Here is a 20,246-nt window from a genome sequence, read left to right on the forward strand (position 1 = left end):
GTGAGATAACGTTCTATGAAAGACAACTCAAGACAATTGGAATTTATGGAGATAGATCTGAGCGAAGAACCTGAAACAGCTGCGGTCCCGGTTCCTGATCGCTCAACCATTGTGCAGTCTGCACATGATACGATGCAGCATCGTGGAGGCATATTGTCCTCAGAGAAACGTTTTGTAGAGGAAGCAAAGCAGTGGGCAGAGATGGAGGGGGATGTATCCCCGTGGGTTCCCTTTATGAGTTACTGGCCAACGTATGGCGTGATGAACGAAGCCCAGCGCAAGTGGTATATGTTTTGGAGGAAGGAAGTACGTCAGGGGAGATACCCGGATACCGATCTGTCCTATCTATTTGTTCATATCTACGAGTTAATTAACGGCATTGGCTGGCAGAATCCTCAGGATGGTTATGATCAATTGAAGCAGCTATGGGTGAACTACCGTGAACGGCTGCCCCAATTAAATATATATATGCAAGAGTGGATGGTCGATTATGTGCTGGTCCATCAGATGGAGATGTCCTTATCCGAGGTTATGGGCCTTTCAGGCGGATACCTGCCAGCAGAGATGCTGGATAGGGAGCTGCAACGTATTTTACAGGATAATGTATCGGATATCTCGCTGAATATGCTGCAAAGATATTATGATTACGATATTACACTCAGTAAATTCTATAGAGATGGCGGCAAAGAAGTGATGGAGCAGTACATCCCGCGGGTCATAGCCTTGGTTGATTCGTACCTGGAACGTACGCAACAAGTTGGACTGTTGCCTGAGTGTGATCCCAACGATGAACGCACGATGGAGCGCATTCTGTTTCGCAAAGCAGTCTATGATGATTCGATCTATGGAAGATCGGTAGCGTTCAGATATATGCCCATAGGTGAACAGGCTGAATTTGTGCAGATGGTTACGCGGATCTATCGATGTACTGAAAATAAACTTCGTGAACTGCTCGGATTCAGAGGCCGATTGCGAGGACAGACTCTTGAACCCGAACTTGCAAATCTGATTGAGCGTTACCTGGACAAAACATATGCGACCCAGCAGGCGGAGTCTGTGGAACAACCGGTGATTCGTATTGATTCAGAAAAACTGGCATCGTTACAGCAGGAAAGTGAGTACGTACGTCTGGCACTTACAATTGAGGATGATCACGCTTCTGAAGTGAAGGATGAAGAAGTTAACAACGCAAATGTTACAAGTAATCCATTCGATGCACTGGAAGCAAGGGGTGAGATCACTTCAACTGAAGATTCCATGGAGCCAGCAGCTCTATCTGAAGTAGAGATTGCAGCAGGAGCGTCAGCAGAATCTATTAGGTTGCAGTGGGACGAGTCTGCTGAGGCTGATCTGGATGAAGAATGGCTGCTCTTTGCCAAGGAACTCTCCCCTCAGCAAGTGCAAACGATTCATGTTCTACTTGGCGAAAGCCCGGATATGGAACTGATGCGTCTGGCTGAGCAATATGGAACGATGCCTACACTTCTGCTGGATGAAATTAATGATGTGGCTATGGAAACGATCGGTGATCTTCTGATTGATGGTGATCGGATTGTTCCTGATTATATAGATGTGTTCGAACATGTGAAGAGGTGATACGCAGTGACAGAACTTAAAATACCGAAGCGGCTGACCACCGCACTTGTAAATTCATTGACAGCGGGTGTTGTCCCGCGCATAGGACTGGAGCAGATTGCTGTTGGTCGGAAACCGGAAGTGGAAGCCATTTTGCGGGATATGGACAATATCGCGGAGGGCGGCGCAGCGTTTAAACTTATTACGGGCCGTTATGGCAGCGGTAAAAGCTTTCTTTTGCAGATGATTCGTAATTATGCGATGGACCGTGATTTCGTTGTGGCAGATGCGGATCTTTCACCAGAGCGTCGATTGGTGGGAACCAAAGGGCAGGGACTTGCGACATATCGCGAACTGATGACTCGTCTGTCTACACGTACACGTCCGGATGGGGGAGCGCTGGAGCCGATTTTGCAAAAATGGATCGCAGGGTTGCAACAATCCACGATGCAGAGTCAGAACCTGCGCCCGGATGATCCCGCTCTGCCACTGGAAGTAGAGAAGCAGATCTATGCGGTGACGGGGGAGATGCAGAATCTGGTTCACGGCTTTGATTTTGCCAAGGTACTGGCGTCATACTGGAACGGGTACAAGCTGGCTGATGATGATCGCAAACAGGCGGCCCTTCGCTGGCTTCGAGGAGAATTTGCAACCAAAACGGAAGCGAAAAAAGAACTGGCTGTTGGCGTTATCATTGACGATGACAACTGGTATGACTACTTCAAATTGTGGTCTGAATTCACAGCGCGTATTGGTTACAAAGGATTGCTGTTGTTCATTGATGAAGCGGTGAATCTGTACAAAATTACAAACAGTGTCTCTCGTCAAAGCAACTATGAGAAATTGCTGACCATGTTCAATGATACGATGCAAGGCAAGGCGGAGCACCTGGGCATATTTGTAGGTGGTACGCCGCAATTTGTGGAGGATGAACGACGCGGACTATACAGCTATGAAGCGCTTCGCTCCAGGCTTATTGATGGACGTTATGCGACCAAAGCGTACGCGAATTATACAGGCCCGATTCTGAAGCTTGCGATGTTATCGCATGAAGAGATTCTGATACTGCTCCAGAAGCTGCGGCAGATTCATGCCCTGCATTTTGGATACAGTGCAAGTCTGACGGATGAACAATTGGTTGATTTTATGCAAACGGCGGTGAACCGGCTGGGTGCGGATGAATTGCTGACCACGCGTGAAGTGGTACGTGACTTTATGGATGTACTGCATACGCTCCACCAAAATCCTGAAGTGACTTATACTCAATTACTTGGCGAGCGGGTTGCCAAACCTCAGGAAACGGGTAAAGGGGCAGATGCTTCCGCGAATACGGATGATTTGGACGATTTCCTGGCGGAGTTTGAATTATGAGTGATAATCCGTTCTATCGGCTGGCGCCGTTTGTTCAGGAATTTATATATAAAAAAAGATGGGAATCGCTTCGTCCTGCCCAGATTGAGGCCTGCAATATCTGTTTTCATACCCCGCATCATATGCTGATTGCGGCGGGAACAGCCTCCGGCAAGACGGAGGCGGCTTTTTTTCCTGCATTGACCGAGCTGTATGAGCGGCCTTCCAAGTCGGTTGGCATTTTGTACATTGGACCTCTGAAAGCCCTGATTAATGATCAATTCGAACGTCTTAAGGATCTGTTATCCGAAGGAAATATTCCGGTTTGGCATTGGCACGGGGACGTACCTCAGGCGGAGAAAACAAAACTGATGAAAAATCCGTCCGGTGTGCTCCAGATAACGCCAGAATCGTTGGAAGGTCTGCTCATGAATCGACCGAATGCGATCCCGGCGCTGTTTCATGACTTGCGATATGTCATCATCGATGAGGTGCATGCTTTCATGGGAGCGGATCGGGGGATTCAAGTGCTCAGCGAACTTGCCAGAATTGAGCGTATGGCTGGCTGTACACCGCGAAGAGTGGGCTTGTCCGCTACACTTAGTGACTATGATACGGCTACATCTTGGCTTGCTGCCGGAACGCAGCAGGGGGTGGATGTGGTCTCTTCACCGGGCGGCCGCAAGCTGCGACTGCGGGTGGAACATTTCTCTTTTCCAGATGTGCAGGACGAGGAGCAGGCGGAGCAGCTTCATAACGCACGTAAAGCGTACTACGACTTCATTTATGAGAGCACACATCGTAAAAAAGCGCTGATCTTCACCAACAGCCGTACAGATGCTGAAGTCACCATTCTTGAGATGCGGCGGGTCGCGGCTCGCAGGCAGGAACGTGATGTGTTCCATGTGCATCATGGAAGTATCTCGGCCATGCTGAGGGAAGAGACGGAAGCTGCCCTACGCACTGGATCGGGGCCCGCGGTTGCTGCGGCAACGGTCACGCTTGAACTGGGCATCGATCTGGGCGAGCTGGAACGTGTGGTTCAGCTCGGTGCACCATATAGTGCGTCCAGCTTTGTACAGCGTCTGGGACGTTCGGGGAGACGAGAGGACATGGCATCAGAGATGCTTTTTGTATGTCCGGAGGAAGAGGACGAGGAAGCGCAATTGCCAGCACGTATGCCGTGGACGTTGATGCGCGCGATTGCTGTTATCGAACTGTATGTAAAAACGAAGTGGGTCGAGCCGCTTGAAGCCCGCAAAATGCCCATAGGTGTGCTCTATCATCAGACGATGAGCATGTTGAAAAGTATGGGGGAGGCGGAGCCGAGAGATCTTGCAGAAGCCATCCTTTCGCTGGCTCCATTTGCGTTGATTAGACCTGATCAATATCAGGTTTTCCTGAATTACCTCATCGATACAGATCATCTGCAATGGACAGAGGATCGAACATTGATCATCGGTCTGACCGGTGAGAAAATTGTGAATAATTATCGCTTCTATGCAGTGTTCAAGGACGATGAGGAACATAAAGTACTAAACGGCTCGGAAGAGATTGGTTCGATTACAACCGTACCCCCACCTGGCTATTGCTTCTCGCTCGCAGGCAAACTGTGGAAAGTGGAAGAAGTCGATCACAAGCACAAGGCTGTGTATGTGAAGTCTGCAAAAGGTAAGGTAGATACGTTATGGCTTGGAGCGGGAGGAGATATTCATACGTCGGTAGTACAGAAAATGCGTGAAGTGTTGTCCGACTCGACCATCTATCCCTATCTGTCACCACAAGCCGTCAATCGACTTGAACGGGCACGCCGCTTAGCTCGTGAAAGCGGACTGTTGAAGCAGGTTGTCATTCCGGCAGGGGGAGATTCGATGTATGTTCTTCCTTGGGTGGGAAGTAAATCATTCCGTACATTGGAGCGCCTGATGAAGCATAATCTGTCCAAGAAACTTGCCTTGCGTTCGGTTGTGCCCATGGAGCCATATTATTTTGTAGTATCCGGCAAGGTCGACGAACGAACATTGTTAGCCGAGATCATGAGTGAGTGTCGAACGGCTGAAGACGCATCTGCGTTACTGGCTGAAGATGAAGCACCTTATCTGGGCAAGTATGATGAATTTGTCGCGCCGCCTTTGATCCGTGAGGCTTTTGCTGTGGATGGGCTGGATCTGGATGGATTGAAGGCAGGTTTACAGCAAACATTGGAGTGGGACTCCTCAGGTTCCAATCGGACATGACGTTTTTACGTAATTAGAGTACTCGAAGAATGGTACGGCGATCGAAGCGACTCGGTGTAATAATTTAGTTCAACTTTTTATACGGAATAGGGTTGACACCATCTCACCTCCCATGTAATATATGAAAAGTCGTCACACACGAATTACATCAAATTGCATATATCATTTCGTATAACCTCGCAGGCCGAAAGTGTACACAGGGCGAGGGTCTCTACGGGAAGCCTATACTTCCTAACTACGATGCCAAGGAATCAATGTATTCCTTGCTCGTAGTTAGGATTTTTTGCATTTAGATGGTGTCTGTGACCTTGGCATGAACCAACATGCGGGCGTATTTTTCTTATCATCAGGAGGTTTATTCACAATGAAATATTATCTGTCCGTTCTCGCGGGAGCGATGAGCTATGGCATATTATCCACGATTGTGGTTCTGGCGTACGGCGAAGGATATAAACTTGGAGAGGTTGTGGGAGCACAGCTGATCACGGGTTTTCTTCTATCCTGGATGCTGGCGCTATACACAAAATTTAGAACAAAACGTAAGTCACAGGCAAATGGCAAAGCATCAGGAGCCGTGGCACAGGTATTCAAGCGGTTGACGTGGAAACAACGTCTGATATTGATGGCTGCTGGAACACCAACGGTAATTACAGGTCTCGTGTATTATCAGTCTTTACGTTATATCCCGGCTTCACTTGCCATTATCCTGTTGTTCCAGTTCACTTGGATTAGCGTATTGATTCAGGCGATAAGCAAACGTCAACGTCCTGACAAAGTCACGTTCCTGACCTTGATCATTCTGTTTGGTGGAACCTTGCTGGCAGCGGGTTTCCTGGAACAAGGATTGGGTGAGTTCAACGGTCTGGGTATTGCTCTTGGACTAATGGCAGCCGTAAGTTATTCCCTGTTTGTCTTGTTCAGCGGCAAAGCGGTTCCTTCAGCGCATCCAGCCTTCCGTAGTGCGTGGATGGTTACAGGCGGATTGATCCTTCTGTGCATTTTGTTCCCGCCGACATTCCTCTTTAACGGATTGATCTGGAGCCAGTTGCTTGTATTTGGATTGCTGCTTGGATTCTTCGGGGCATTCATTCCACCAGTACTGTTCGCTATCGGCGTTCCGCATATTGGTGGTGACATGGCCGGAATCCTGGGTGCAGTGGAGCTTCCAATTGCAGTATTGTTATCCTCAATCGTGCTCCATGAGCATGTCAGCGGATTGCAATGGTTCGGAGTTATCATTGTGCTCATTGGTGTAGCCCTGCCAGAGTTGTATAAATTACGTATGAGACGAAGTCGGAATACACCGATATATTCCTGAGTTATACCAAAAGGGATATTGCGAAGCATGAACGGGAATACCCGTAGATAAGCCTGAGAAATCAGGCTTTTTTTAATGAAATATTTTTGCTCAAACACAATAGCCCAGAGGGGTCATTTTCATTGTCATGCGAATCAGGTATGCTTAAAGAATACATCCGTCTGTTGATTGAATATTGATGGGACATCGAATGAGGAGTGTTTATATGAAAAGCTGGTTTGGAAAAACATGGCCTTGGTTAACGCTGGGCCTGACCGTTGTTGTACTGCTTGGATCATTTTTGGTTTATTTTATGGGCAAAGACGTATCCCCGGGATCAGGAAGTGCTGTAACTGCACAAGCCGAGACAGCGGAGGATTTGAAGGGATATGAAGTCATTGATGTGGACGTAAGTAACGATGGTTTTGGACCAGACGTTATCGAGGTGAAGGCTGGCGTACCGACGAAAATCAACTTTATTCTGACCCGGTCGGTGACACATGTGAAATCAGTGGGATCACAAAAGCTTGGCATGGATCTATACATGCAAAAGGGGCCCAATTATTATACGGTCGACAAAGATCTGCCTAAGGGAGAATATGAGATCCATTGCGGCATGTACATGATATATGCAACGATTAAAGTCGTATAAACAGAAGGAGCAAGGTTTCGGGTGACCGAGCTTTGCTCCTTTTTTTGGTGCGTGATATCATGGAAAAGTGGGTAAAATCGATCAGGAGGTGGCGAAATGAAAGCGCTATTTATTGGAGGGACAGGCACCATCAGTACGGCCATTACGGAGATGCTTGCACAGCAAGGCTGTGAACTGTATTTAATTAATCGCGGCAATCATAACGATGACTTACCTAGTGAGGTCAACGTACTTCAAGCGGACATTAATGACGAGACACGTGTAGCGGAACTGATAGCTGATCTGGAATTTGATGTTGTGGCAGACTTTATCGCTTTTGTACCGTCTCAATTGGAGCGAGATTACCGTTTGTTCAAGGATAAAACAAAGCAGTTTATATTTATCAGTTCAGCATCAGCGTATCAGACTCCCCTGGCTGATTACCGGATCACGGAAGGGACGCCCTTATCGAATCCATATTGGGAGTATTCACGCAACAAAATTGCCTGTGAAGACTATCTGATGAAACAATACCGCGAGCACGGATTCCCTGTGACCATCGTGCGTCCGAGCCATACGTATGGCGACAAATCGATACCTCTCGGTGTTCATGGTGCTCAAGGCAGCTGGCAGGTTCTCAAGCGTATCCGTGAAGGCAAACCCGTTATCATCCATGGAGATGGCACCTCACTGTGGACCATTACGCACAATACTGATTTTGCCAAAGGATTTATCGGGCTTATGGGAAATATCCATGCCATTGGTGAATCGGTACATATCACCTCGGACGAATCCGTCACCTGGAATCAGATTCATGAGATTATAGCTGGCGTGTTGGGAGTTAAGCTTCATGCGGTACATGTACCTTCTGAGTTCTTGGCAGCATGCAGTGATCAGGATCTTCGCGGCGGATTGCTGGGTGACAAAGCCAATACCGTTGTGTTTGACAACAGCAAGCTGAAGCGGCTTGTTCCGGAATTTGTAGCAACGACAAGAGCCGATCAGGGCATTCGACGTACGATTGAGCACATCCTGGGGCATCCTGAATTACAGACCGAAGATCCGGAATTTGATGTATGGTGTGACAAGGTCGTTGGGGCACTGGACGAAGCGTTATTAAAGATCAGAGATGAGAAATGAGAAGTAAGGCGTTCATGATCAAGTGTTTACATTCATGCGCTTAATCGTTATAATCAAGAAAAAATGACACTTGTTAGGGGAGGCACCCCAACTTAGGACATCGTTCCTTTGTTGGGGTGCCTCCCTTTTTTGTGTGCCAAAAAGGAGAGTAGACGTTGAAGAAATCAGGAAAACGTGTGAAGAAACAAGCGGAACAGCTAACCAAAGTGGTGCTGGCATTTGCGTTATTATCACCTCAAGCCCTGTTGCTTGATTGGGGTGCAGCCACGGTAATGGCTGAAACAGTTGAAACGATCGGGATTGTATCCGATACGTCCAGCATGAAAGCTGTACAGTCATCCAAGGTGAAAGTGGAGATGAACAGTGATGGTAAATACAGAATTGTATTACTACCAAACACAAATGTATTTTACGGTGGTGATACAGGGAATGTATCCACCATTATCGACCATAACGGATCTCCCGTGAACTTCAAAACATTGCCGCTGAATTATTACCGAATTAACAATAATGTGATTGAAATGTCCCGGCAAAAGGACAATGTGGAATATATTTTGCGTGTATCTATCGTTAATGCTACCTCACAAGGTGGGTACATGAAGGTTGAACTGGAAGCTATCAACCGTAGCGGAACGGCACTGAATTTGGGTGGAACATTTTATTGGGATACGATGGTGAATGGCAATGATGCATCTCCGTTTGAAGTCATCGAGAATGGATGGCGCAATTACAGCGGCGGTGTTCAGGTCACGGCTTTTTATGCCAATACGTACAATGTTGTGAATGCAGATCGCATATATATGGGCCAGTACAGCAGTCCAGACAGCGCCCAACTCACAGGAGGGTCTTCACCTTCAGCGTTCACTCCAGGCCAGACCGTTACGGCGAGTGATACAGCTGCACAATTTTGGTGGGACGCCAAGACAACAGCGAATCTGGCTTCACGTAAATTTTCAACCATTGTGGGGATTGGTCCCAAAAATGCTCCACCTTCATTTACCTTAACAGCACCCTCTTCGGGTCAAACCTATTACAAAGGCGAGCAACTTCAGATCTCTGGTACAACGCGAGATACGGATGTAGGCGACCTATTGACCGTAAAATGGTCCATTGATGGTGGGTCCGAGAATATTCTGACCCAGATGACCGCAACGGGTTCTAATCAGTCTTTTAACACCAATTACACATTGCCTGACACCCTGCCAGATGGCACACACACGTTGCAAGTATGGGTCATGGATGACAAAGGTGGGGTGTCCTCAGCAGGAACCGTTAACTTCACGGTAAGGAGTTTTGTTGTGCCTGGAACGCCGACATACACATTGGTTAATTCTAATAACTTGACGGTCAACTGGGCTAAGAAGGCCAATGATGCATCCGTTACGTATGAACTGAAGAATATGACCACGAATCAGATCGTGGATACAGGTATATCAAACAGTCGGCAGGTGACTGGACTCACTCCGAATACCAGTTATTCTTTTGCCGTAAGGGCCAAAAATTCAAGTGGTTCCTATACGGGCTACTCCAGTCCAGCTTCCAAGTACACACTGGCCAATCCTCCCGCGGCTGCGGCTGTGACACAATCAGGCAACACCGTTACAGCGAGTTGGAGTAATAATAGTAATCCTGCAGGCACCCATTACAAAACGGAAATACGTAGTCCAGGTGGGCAAGTCCTCGCAACGGGAACAACAACTTCCACACGTACAGAATTCGCCCTGACCGGACTCGCGGATGGAAAATATGAAGTATTTGTGGCGGCACTGAATGGTGAAGGGATACAGACCCCGTTTATATCCGTTGGAGAGATGATTAAAGATACAACGGGCCCAACTGCTCCTTCCGTTACAGTGACTCCATCCACATGGACCAAGGAAGATGTTCTGGTCACGGTTGAAGAAGGAAAGGATGCCTTGAGCGGAACTCAAAAGACTGAAGTGAAAGTTGGTCCGGCAGGAGAATGGCGTGAATACAGCGCTCCGTTTACCGTAAGCAGTGAAGGAAACACAACTGTTATGGCACGCAGTATTGATGCGTTTGGTAATACAGGACAGGAAACGGCTGTGACAGCCAGGGTAGATCGGACGGCACCAACGCCACCTGTCATCTCGTTGAATCCGCCCGATTGGACAAAAGCGGCGGTAATCGTGACATTAACGGAGGGTACGGACGAAGCAAGTGGCATTGGTCTGACACAGTACAAGCTAGGAAGTGAGGGAGAATGGATCGACTACAAGGCTCCTCTTACACTCAGTGAAGAAGGAATAACCGAGATTTACGCACGAAGTGTTGATCGGGCCGCCAATGTCAGTGCTTCCACTTCGGCAACAGCCAGAATCGACAAGACTGGGCCTGAGCAACCAACGATTACGTTAAGTGAAGAGCATTGGACGAATCAGGATGTAACTTTTGCGATAAACAGTGGTGAAGATACGGGCAGTGGGCTTGCCAAGAGTCAATATCGACTTAACAAAGAAGGTCCTTGGATCGATTACACGGGTGAAGTGACGGTTACTGATGAGGGAGAAACGATCGTATATGCACGCTCAATTGACCGTGTAGGCAATATAAGCACGTCCGCTCAGGCTACAGTTCGAATCGACACGACAGCTCCAACCGAGCCGGTAATTCGTTTAAGTTCTTCTGGATGGAGTAAAGAACATGTGCAATTCACGATCGCTGGTAGTGTGGATGAACGAGCGATATCCTATGAATACAGCATGAATGATGCTCCTTATACAACAGGAAATACCGGTACAGTAAGTACGAACGGGGCTACCACCATTCGGGCGAGAGCAAGGGATGCCGTTGGCAATGTGAGCAAGGAAGTCAGTCAAATCGCCTATGTGGATCAGATCGCGCCCACGATTACAGTTGCTCCGAACGGACAAGGCTGGACGGACATGGACATATCCACTACCATTCACTATGCCGACGCCCACTCAGGTATTCAAGAACTGGAACGATTCTATCAAGTTACGAACAGTGCAGAATCACCGGATCATTGGCTTGAAGCTCGCTTTGACGAGCATAGAATATCCATCGAATCGGAAGGCATATGGTACATCCATGCGAAAACCATGGACAGAGCAGGGAATACATATGAGACAACATCATCACCTTACCATATTCAACGCAAGCCCCAGCAACCGAGCCATGTGAGAATGACACAGATCGCTGAGACATCAGCTGAACTTACAGTGGACTTGCCAACTGGGGAAAGGTATACCGATGAATATCAGTATGAGATAACGAATAAAACAACAGGACAGTCATGGATACTCGATTATCCTAACCACAGTATAATCGATCACTCCCTAAGTGGTGGTCAGGTCTATGAATATGAAGTTAGAGTGAGAAACCATACCGGAGTAAGTGATGCAGTAAGCGTTCAAGTATTAACTACCCCGGCAACTCCCGGAACGTTGCACGTTCGTAAAGTAGATTCACAGCCCAATTTAGCCGAAATTCAATTTGATTCAGTACGAGGAGCAGATGCTTACCGCATCATTGCGACTACTTCGGACGGTGCCACCGTATTTGATCAGACGGTATCTGATCCTGGTAGCCTTCCCTATGTCAGCAACCTCGTTCCAGGAACCATTCATAACATCTCGGTAACCGCAATGAATGAAAGTGGCGCAGGTGGTAGCAGTAGGACCGGATTTCTTACACTGCCGGCAATGCCCGGTGAGTTTATGGCCGTTCAAATTCAGGAGCATGATATTTCATTAAAATGGGAGACAGTGACTTCTGCAACGTATTATGGTCTTTCACGCGATGGAACAGCCATATATGAAGGAGAGCAGACGGAGTATCTGGACTCGGGTCTGGATAGCGGAACGGAGTACAGCTATACGTTAATTGCCGGAAATGAGACAGGACCAGGACCGTTGGCAGGATTACCTTTGCTCAAGACTTTACCTGGGCAGGTGTCCGGCTTACAGGTATCAGATGCTTCAACAGCGAGCCTTCGTCTGAATTGGGAAGCAGTACGAGGAGCCGATCGTTATGAGTTATGGTTGAATGGAGAGAAGTCCGGAACGGTTCCTGCTGGAACCCAAGAATGGAGCTTTGCAGGACTGAGTTCAGGAACATCTTATCAACTGGATGTACAAGCAGTGAACGGAAGTGGACAGGGGATGCGCAGTTCCGTATCAGGAACAACCCTACCGGAGAGCCCCTCGGGACTTCACGTTGTTCAAGTAACTGAACAGGGAGCAATCTTGAGATGGGAATCTGTAGTTGGGGCAACGAAATATCGGGTGGTCATCGATGGACAGAGCCATGAGATATCAGATACACAACTCGCAGTTCCCCACCTGTCAAGCAGTCGTGAGTATACCTATGAAGTACAGGCGGGCAATGCTGCCGGGTACGGTGCATCCACCAGTAGTACAATTCTTACTTTACCTAGCAGGCCGGAAGGACTGAATGTCACATCGACTGATGAGACAAGTATGGGACTTGCATGGCAAGCTGTAGATACGGCAAATCTCTATATTGTGAAAATCAATGGAACAGAAGTGGGCAGAACATCAGAACTGGCCTACACGGTTGAGGGATTATTGCCAGGTACAGAGTACGCTTTGGAAGTTCAGGCTACGAATGCTTCTGGTCCAGGTGAGACAGCGCAGCTCATCCGATTGTCCAAACCTGTGTTGCCTGCCGAAGTACTTGTTGATTCAGGAGTACATCATGCAAAAGTTTCTTGGTCTGTCGTGGAAGGTGCCGCTGAATACGTGATTGAGCAGAATGGCAAGGAGATCTATAGAGGAATGGAGAATGGAGCGACGATTACAGGTCTCCAGGGTGGAACGTGGCATCGCTATCAACTATGGGCAGTCAATAGACAAGGGACTCGTTCTAAAGCGACGGATGTATCTCTACTGACTTTGCCTGAGAAACCCGTTAAGGTTGCAGTATATGATGTGGCAAAAAACAGCCTAAGTCTGGATTTCAGTAACACTGGTGTCCAAGGGGCAGATCATTATGTCATTGAACGGGATGGAAGAGAGATCGCTCAGATGGATTCAAGTGAAACCCAATTTGTAGACAAGCATCTTTCGCCGGGAACGAAATACACTTATGTGATTCGGGCAGTCAATACGAGTGGAACGAGTGGGCCGCTTAATTTCAGTGTAATGACTCAAACGTTGCCATTGATTGCAGAAAGTATCACAGTGAAAGCCGGAACACATGCAGTGGATCTGGCTTGGGATGTTGTTCAGGGAGCGGCTGCATATGAGATTCGTAATCGGGTAACGGGAGATGTACAGAGCGTGTCTGAACCGTCTGTACATCTCAATAGCATGCTGGATGGCACAGCGTATGAATTCGAACTTGTTGCGATTAATGAAGATGGTCATCGGTCAGAACCTATTCAGATTCAAGTTTTAACGAAACCCATCTCACCTCAGACGGCAGGCATAACACACATCACAGATCAGACTGCGGTATTGGACCTGACTGGAAGCTCAACACGGGGAGCAGAGCAATTCATTATTATGCGGGATGGTGTTGAAGTCGCTAAGGTTCCAGCAGATCAAGCTTCATTTGAAGATGATGGACTGACACCAGGAGAGCATTACACGTATACCATCAAAACATCCAATGCAACGGGAGAGAGTGATTCCGGTTTCGAAGTTCACTTGCGAACGTTGCCTGCGACCATTCATGAACCTTTACATGCAAGCAAGATTGGGGAAAAGGAGGGATTAATCTCTTGGCCAAAGGTACAAGGTGCGGAGGGATATATCATACGTATCGGAGATCAGATGTTCACCACGATTGATGAAGGGGATATCACAGAGGTGATATTAACTCATCTGGAGAGTGCAACCCGATATGATCAGGTACAGATTATTCCTTATAATGCGGCTGGTTCAGGAAGCCCAATGATCGTGACTCCTTTTTACACCTTGCCTCATGTGGATTCACTGGAAATGAAGATATACCCCGAGACAGATCATGCCAAACTGGAATGGGACTTCCCATTTGGGAACGAAACTTTCGTTGTATTACTGGATGGTACAGAAATATACCGAGGCAAACAAAAAGAGTTTATCGTTGATCGACTGGATGCAGGCACGCAGTACCCGATTGAAATCTACACAGAGAATGATCTGGGAGATGCATCGGAAAAGCTGGCGTATTCTGTCCTGACCAAGCCAGCAGCTCCGGTCAAAGTGGAGTATCATTCGGCGAAGGACCACATTCGTCTTTTATTAGAACAGAGCCGGGTCGAAGGTGCCGAGCAGTTTATCATTGAGCGTGACGGTGTAGAGATTACTCGTGTTCCTGCAGACGAACTGTTCTATGACGACAAGGAACTCGAACCGGGCGTGAACTATATCTATACAGTGAAGACCATGAATGCCTCAGGCAGTAGTGATGGTGGTTATTACCTTCATGCCATGACTTTGCCCGGTAGTGCTGCTTCATCTCCTGTAGTAGAGGGACGTTCCGTGTATGGTGCAGACATTGTATGGGAACTGATTCCTGGTGCTGCGGGTTATCGAGTTTATCGAAATGAAGAGCTTGTGGGAACGACCATGGAGACATCCATACATGTGTCTGAATTAAACAGTGCAGAGCGTTATACTGACTTTGCAATCGTTCCATTTAACGAGGCAGGGGAGGGTGAGGCGCTCCAGGTTCCTGAATTCGAGACGTTGCCTTCCGAGGAACTGACAGTAGCAGCCATAGCGCAAGGTACTAACACGATTAAGCTAACTTGGGAACTGGAAGCAATAAATGAAGTGATTGTGATTACCCATAAAGATCGTGAGATCTATCGTGGCACACAGCGCAGTTATGTATGGGCAGGACTGAATGCCGAGCAGCATTATGAGGTGGAAGTATGGACGGAGAATTCAACAGGTGAAAAAAGTGAAAGCAAACGGGCCGCAGCCACGACTTTTCCGTATCCACCATCCGCCTGGAGCGGTGGCAGTGCAACCCCGAGTCCCAACGTTACTTCGGAACAAGCCGATGAGATGAGTTCACAACCAGAACCGTCTGAGCAACCTGATATACCTGCGAAAAAAAATATCAAATTTATTGATATCAGCCAAACATTCAATAAAGATCAGATTACCTGGCTGGCGGAACAAAATATCATTCAAGGTGTAAGTGAAACTCGCTTCGAGCCACGCCGTCCGATCACCCGTGCGGAGTTCACTGCATTAATCGTGCGTCTGATGGGTGTGGACACAACGGTTAATGAACAGCATGGATTTCAGGATGTGAACGATGAGGATTGGTTTGCTCCTGAGATTAAGGCAGCCGTTCACCATGAGATGGTTCAAGGCATGGGGAACGGCAAATTCGCTCCACATGCGCTGGTGACACGGGAACAGGCATCCAAGATTATAGCTAATGTTGTCCGTAAAATCAGACCGGAACCGCTGACTTCCCCAAGAGCGTTTACCGACCAGACTGATGTATCTGATTGGGCCAAAGAAGAAGTGCAGGAACTTGCAGGTTTGTACATGATTACCGGATATGAAGATGGCAGCTTCCGTCCCATGCAGCACTTAAGCAGATCCGAAGCTGCAGCGCTGATCTTCCGTTTAAATAAGCTGATTCAAGTTATGGATGAGAAGCGTACAGGTCAAGTGGAGAAAGCGTCAGGATTCGATCGTCATATCTAGATTGAATTGATTGTTACATGTGATACTGCAATCATCGGCAGTAATGACATTACCGCTTGATTGGTTTTTAATGCTATAATGGTTGCCAATATGATAAAAAAAGGGTAATGAACAATGGTGATGAATAATGAATAATAAATTTATCCGGATATATGAAGATATTGCAAATCGTATTCGGACCGGAGAGATTGAGGCAGGGACGCTGCTTCAATCGGAACTGGATCTATCGGAAAGTTATCAAACGTCTCGAGAGACTATTCGCAAAGCATTGAAAATGTTGTACGAAGAAGGTTATATTCAGAAGATTCAAGGCAAGGGTTCGATTGTACTGGACATACGCAAGATCGATTTTCCCATCTCAGGTCTGGTTAGCTTCAAGGAATTGGCCAAAAAAATGGGACATCGCGCTCAAACGTATGTGAAGGTTTTCGAGGAGAAACAGGTCGATCAAGCGTTGCACAAAAAAATTAACTTTGGTCTGAATGAACAGGTCTGGGAGATCAGACGTGTGCGCAAAGTGGATGGAGAGCATGTCATACTGGACAAAGATTACATCAGCCAGCGGCTTGTTCCTGGGCTCAGCAAAGAGATCTGTAATGATTCCATCTATCAGTACATTGAGCAAGAGCTGGGGCTTTCCATTTCGTTTGCCAAAAAAGAGATTTTGGTGGAAGAACCCACCGCTGAGGACAGGGAACTACTTGACCTTGAAGGGTTCCATAATGTGGTTGTGGTGAGGAGCCAGGTGTACCTGGAGGATGCCAGTCAATTTCAGTATACGGAGTCGAGGCATCGACCGGACAAGTTCAGATTTGTGGATTTTGCACGTCGCAGATAAGTTAATCAAGATCAATCAGAGAGTACCTTTCACTGCATTATTCAGTGGAGCGGTACTCTCTTTGGTTATGGGGGAATCCGAAGATCGTCCATCAAGAACCGCTTAATGTCAATGTTCTTCCTGCATGTCGGAGCGTATGATCACAATATATACGAGGCCGAGGAGTGAGGGAATTGAATCACGTGACAGCGACATCAAATGTTCGCATATGGGAAGAAACCAGAGATATCCCAACCTATGGTACAGGTAAACCGGACAAAAATCCGATGTTTCTTGAAAAGAGAATCTACCAGGGAAGCTCGGGTAAGGTGTATCCGTATCCTGTGATCGACAGCATTGAAGATGAGGCCCAAATGAAGTCTTATCGATTAATTATTCTTGAAAATGAATATGTACGTATCGAGATGCTGCCCGAACTGGGTGGACGGATCTATCGTGCGCTGGATCGGACCAACAACTACGATTTTGTATATTATAACCGGGTGATTAAACCTGCGCTCGTGGGTCTGGCAGGGCCATGGATTTCCGGTGGAATTGAATTCAACTGGCCACAGCATCACCGGCCCAACACATTTGGTCCAGTCGACTATACATTTAGCAGTAATGAAGATGGAAGCGCTACCGTGTGGGTGGGTGAGATTGATCGCATGTATGGCACCAAAATGACCGCTGGCTTCACATTACATCCCGGCAAAGCCTATCTTGAAATCCATGCCGAGGTATACAATCGCACCAGCGCACCTCAAACTTTTCTATGGTGGGCCAACCCGGCTGTAGCCGTCAACGATCATACGCAATCCGTGTTTCCGCCTGATGTAACGGCTGTGCTGGACCACGGAAAACGGGACGTATCCCGCTTTCCCATCGCAACCGGCACCTATTACAAAATGGACTATTCCGAAGGTGTGGATATCTCGCGCTACAAAAACATACCGGTTCCAACATCCTATATGGCTTATAAGTCGGATTATAATTTTGTAGGGGGTTATGACCACGGGGTTCAGGCAGGTTTGTTGCATGTAGCCAATCATCATACTTCTCCGGGCAAGAAGCAATGGACCTGGGGGAACGGGGAATTTGGGCAAGCTTGGGATCGCCAGTTAACGGACGAGGATGGACCTTATATTGAATTAATGACCGGGATCTATACCGATAATCAGCCTGATTTTACATGGTTACAGCCTTATGAAGCGAAATCATTTTCACAGTATTTTATGCCGTATAAAGGAATTGGTATGGTCAAAAATGCATCGATTGATGCAGCGGTTAATCTGGAAAAGGATGAAACGACCGGAATGGTAACCGTGAGGGTATATGCGACGTCGGTTTTTGAACAAGTGACCGTTGAAGTGATAGGTCCAACCACGGTATATCTCCATGAGAGATGTAATATCTCACCTACGGAACTATATAAATCTTCATTTCCGTGGAGCGGACAAGATGAATGGCATCAGTTGAAGTTAAGTGTTCGAAGTGCGGAAGGAAGAGTACTCGTGGCCTATCAGCCTGAACGTTCTGAGATTCAGGAAGTTCCAGATCCGGCCACACCACTCCCGCTACCATCCGAGATTCGTACGAATGAACAACTATATCTGGCTGGTCTTCATTTGGAGCAATATCGGCATGCCACGTATGAACCGGAACCTTATTATCTGGAAGGGTTGAAGCGTGATGCAACGGATATTCGTCTAAACATAGCGTATGGCACATTGCTGCTGCGTAGAGGGTTGTTCCAAGATGCAGAGAAGCATTTCAGACAGGCCGTTCAATCGCTGACGTGGAAAAATACGAATCCGTATGATAGTGAAGCATTTTACCAACTCGGTCTGAGTTTGAAATTACAGGGGAAACAGGAAGAAGCCTACGCAGCACTGTATAAAGCCGTATGGTCTGCACAGTATCAGGATACGGGTTATTACATGCTTGCTCAGATCGATACGGGGCAACATCGCTACATCGAAGCTTTGGATCACATCGAACGTTCGCTGATTCGTAACACCAGAAATTATAAGGCTCGACATCTGAAAGTGGCTTTGCTGCGTAGATTGGGTCAAGATAAGCAGGCAATTCAATATGCGCGTGAGACATTGGCACTGGACCCGGTTGAATTTGGAGCTGCGCATGAATTAGTCCTGATCTACAGCGGAGCAACTGCACCTTCAGAGAGAGAACAAGCGGGGCAAACACGTGAGCATTTCCATCGTCTGATGCGAGGAGATGTTTATAATTATCTGAATCTAGCCGCAGACTACGCGGATTGTGGGTTGTGGGAAGAAGCACTGACGGTACTCTCTTATGTTGAATCCGAAATTGCACAGCCTTATCCTATGGTTGGTTATGCTCAGGCTTACTTGTATCGTCAGCTGGAGGATGTGGAGCAGGCCCGGGAATGTCAAAAGCAGGGGAAAGTTGCTCCAACGGATTATTGTTTTCCTAATACGTTATTTGAATTCATGGTGCTTCAGGATGCATTGGCAGTGGATTCGAATGATGCGCGTGCTCACTATTACCTGGGAAATTGGTTATATGATCATAAACGCTACGAGGAAGCAATCACCCATTGGGAAACTTCACGCGAGGTGAATGCTGCATATTCGACTGTACATCGGAATCTGGGACTGGCTTATTATAACAAGCTGAATCGCCCCGATCTTGCACTGGCTTCATTAGAGGACGCTTTCCGGTTGGATTCACAGGATGCGCGAATCTTCTACGAGTTGGATCAATTGCACAAGAAGATAGGGTATTCTTGCGAGCGTCGAATCAAATTACTGGAACAACATATGGAGTTGGTTCACCACCGTGATGATCTGTATATCGAGTGGTTGACTTTATTGAATATGCAAGGTAGTCATCAAGAAGCATGGAATGCCCTTCAGACCCGGCGGTTTCATCCATGGGAGGGTGGAGAAGGCAAGGTGACAGGACAATATGTTACGGCACTGACGGAACTGGCAAAGCAAAACCTGGAGAAACAACAACCTGAACTAGCATTGGAGCTGTTGCAGAAGGCATTAGTTTACCCGGAGAACTTAGGTGAAGGTAAGCTGGAGGGAGCCGGAGACAATCCAGTTTACTTTTATCTTGGCTGTGCCTACCAGCAACTTAAGAATGATCAGGCGGCAGAGGAGAGTTTCCACAGAGCATCCATCGGTTTGAATGAACCGGCAAGCGCGATGTTTTATAATGATCAACCGCCGGAATCCATCTATTATCAGGGTCTGGCCTGGCAGAAGCTTGGCAATGTGAAGGAAGCAAACAGGCGGTTCAACAAACTCATTGACTATGCGGAAAGACATATGCATGATCACATCCGAATGGATTATTTTGCGGTCTCTCTGCCCGATTTTCTAGTATTCGACGATGATCTCGATCAGCGAAATGAAGAACATTGCTGGTATATGCGTGCATTGGGTCTTCTGGGGCTGGGGCGGATAAGTGAAGCCGGACTTGAGTTGGACCGGGTATTGGAGAAAAACCCGAATCATCAAGGGGCAATCATCCATCGATAATTGATAAT

General features: G+C 47.4%; 9 protein-coding genes and 1 riboswitch. All 9 genes read left to right on the forward strand.

Annotated elements, in window-relative coordinates; genetic code table 11:
- The first annotated feature begins 15 nt into the window (after nucleotides 1-15).
- The 9 genes from MKY44_RS11875 to MKY44_RS11915 all read left to right on the forward strand — a co-directional run bounded on the left by MKY44_RS11875 (nucleotide 16) and on the right by MKY44_RS11915 (nucleotide 20,238).
- Entirely contained in the window at nucleotides 16-1,596 is a 1,581-nt protein-coding gene (locus MKY44_RS11875) for a TerB N-terminal domain-containing protein (protein WP_341007188.1), read from the forward strand.
- Nucleotides 1,597-1,602: 6 nt separating this feature from the next.
- Complete coding sequence (locus MKY44_RS11880; RefSeq protein WP_076330930.1) at nucleotides 1,603-2,946, forward strand: ATP-binding protein; 1,344 nt, start codon at nucleotides 1,603-1,605, stop codon at nucleotides 2,944-2,946.
- A complete protein-coding gene (locus MKY44_RS11885; protein ID WP_341007189.1) occupies nucleotides 2,943-5,162 on the forward strand; it encodes a DEAD/DEAH box helicase in 2,220 nt (739 codons plus the stop codon). Before MKY44_RS11880 ends, MKY44_RS11885 begins: the two co-directional genes overlap by 4 nt.
- Nucleotides 5,163-5,309: 147 nt before the next feature.
- Nucleotides 5,310-5,420: riboswitch (purine riboswitch) on the forward strand.
- Nucleotides 5,421-5,526: 106 nt separating this feature from the next.
- Nucleotides 5,527-6,480 carry an EamA family transporter gene (locus MKY44_RS11890; RefSeq protein ID WP_017688752.1) on the forward strand — a complete coding sequence of 318 codons (954 nt, stop codon included), beginning with the start codon at nucleotides 5,527-5,529 and terminating at the stop codon, nucleotides 6,478-6,480.
- A gap of 205 nt (nucleotides 6,481-6,685) precedes the next feature.
- On the forward strand, nucleotides 6,686-7,111 hold the full coding sequence (locus tag MKY44_RS11895) for a cupredoxin domain-containing protein (RefSeq protein ID WP_074094860.1): 426 nt from the start codon (nucleotides 6,686-6,688) through the stop codon (nucleotides 7,109-7,111).
- A 96-nt stretch (nucleotides 7,112-7,207) separates the two neighbouring features.
- On the forward strand, nucleotides 7,208-8,230 hold the full coding sequence (locus MKY44_RS11900) for an SDR family oxidoreductase (protein WP_341007190.1): 1,023 nt from the start codon (nucleotides 7,208-7,210) through the stop codon (nucleotides 8,228-8,230).
- 155 nt (nucleotides 8,231-8,385) lie between these two features.
- On the forward strand, nucleotides 8,386-15,888 hold the full coding sequence (locus MKY44_RS11905; protein ID WP_341007191.1) for a fibronectin type III domain-containing protein: 7,503 nt from the start codon (nucleotides 8,386-8,388) through the stop codon (nucleotides 15,886-15,888).
- A gap of 127 nt (nucleotides 15,889-16,015) precedes the next feature.
- Nucleotides 16,016-16,726 (forward strand): trehalose operon repressor, encoded by a 711-nt coding sequence (gene treR / locus MKY44_RS11910; RefSeq protein WP_341007193.1) that lies wholly within the window; start codon nucleotides 16,016-16,018, stop codon nucleotides 16,724-16,726.
- A 173-nt stretch (nucleotides 16,727-16,899) separates the two neighbouring features.
- Entirely contained in the window at nucleotides 16,900-20,238 is a 3,339-nt protein-coding gene (locus MKY44_RS11915) for a DUF5107 domain-containing protein (protein ID WP_341007194.1), read from the forward strand.
- Nucleotides 20,239-20,246 lie beyond the last annotated feature (8 nt).

Origin of the sequence: Paenibacillus sp. FSL R7-0026, assembly GCF_038004485.1 — a bacterium.
Taxonomy (GTDB): Bacteria; Bacillota; Bacilli; order Paenibacillales; family Paenibacillaceae; genus Paenibacillus; species Paenibacillus xylanexedens_A.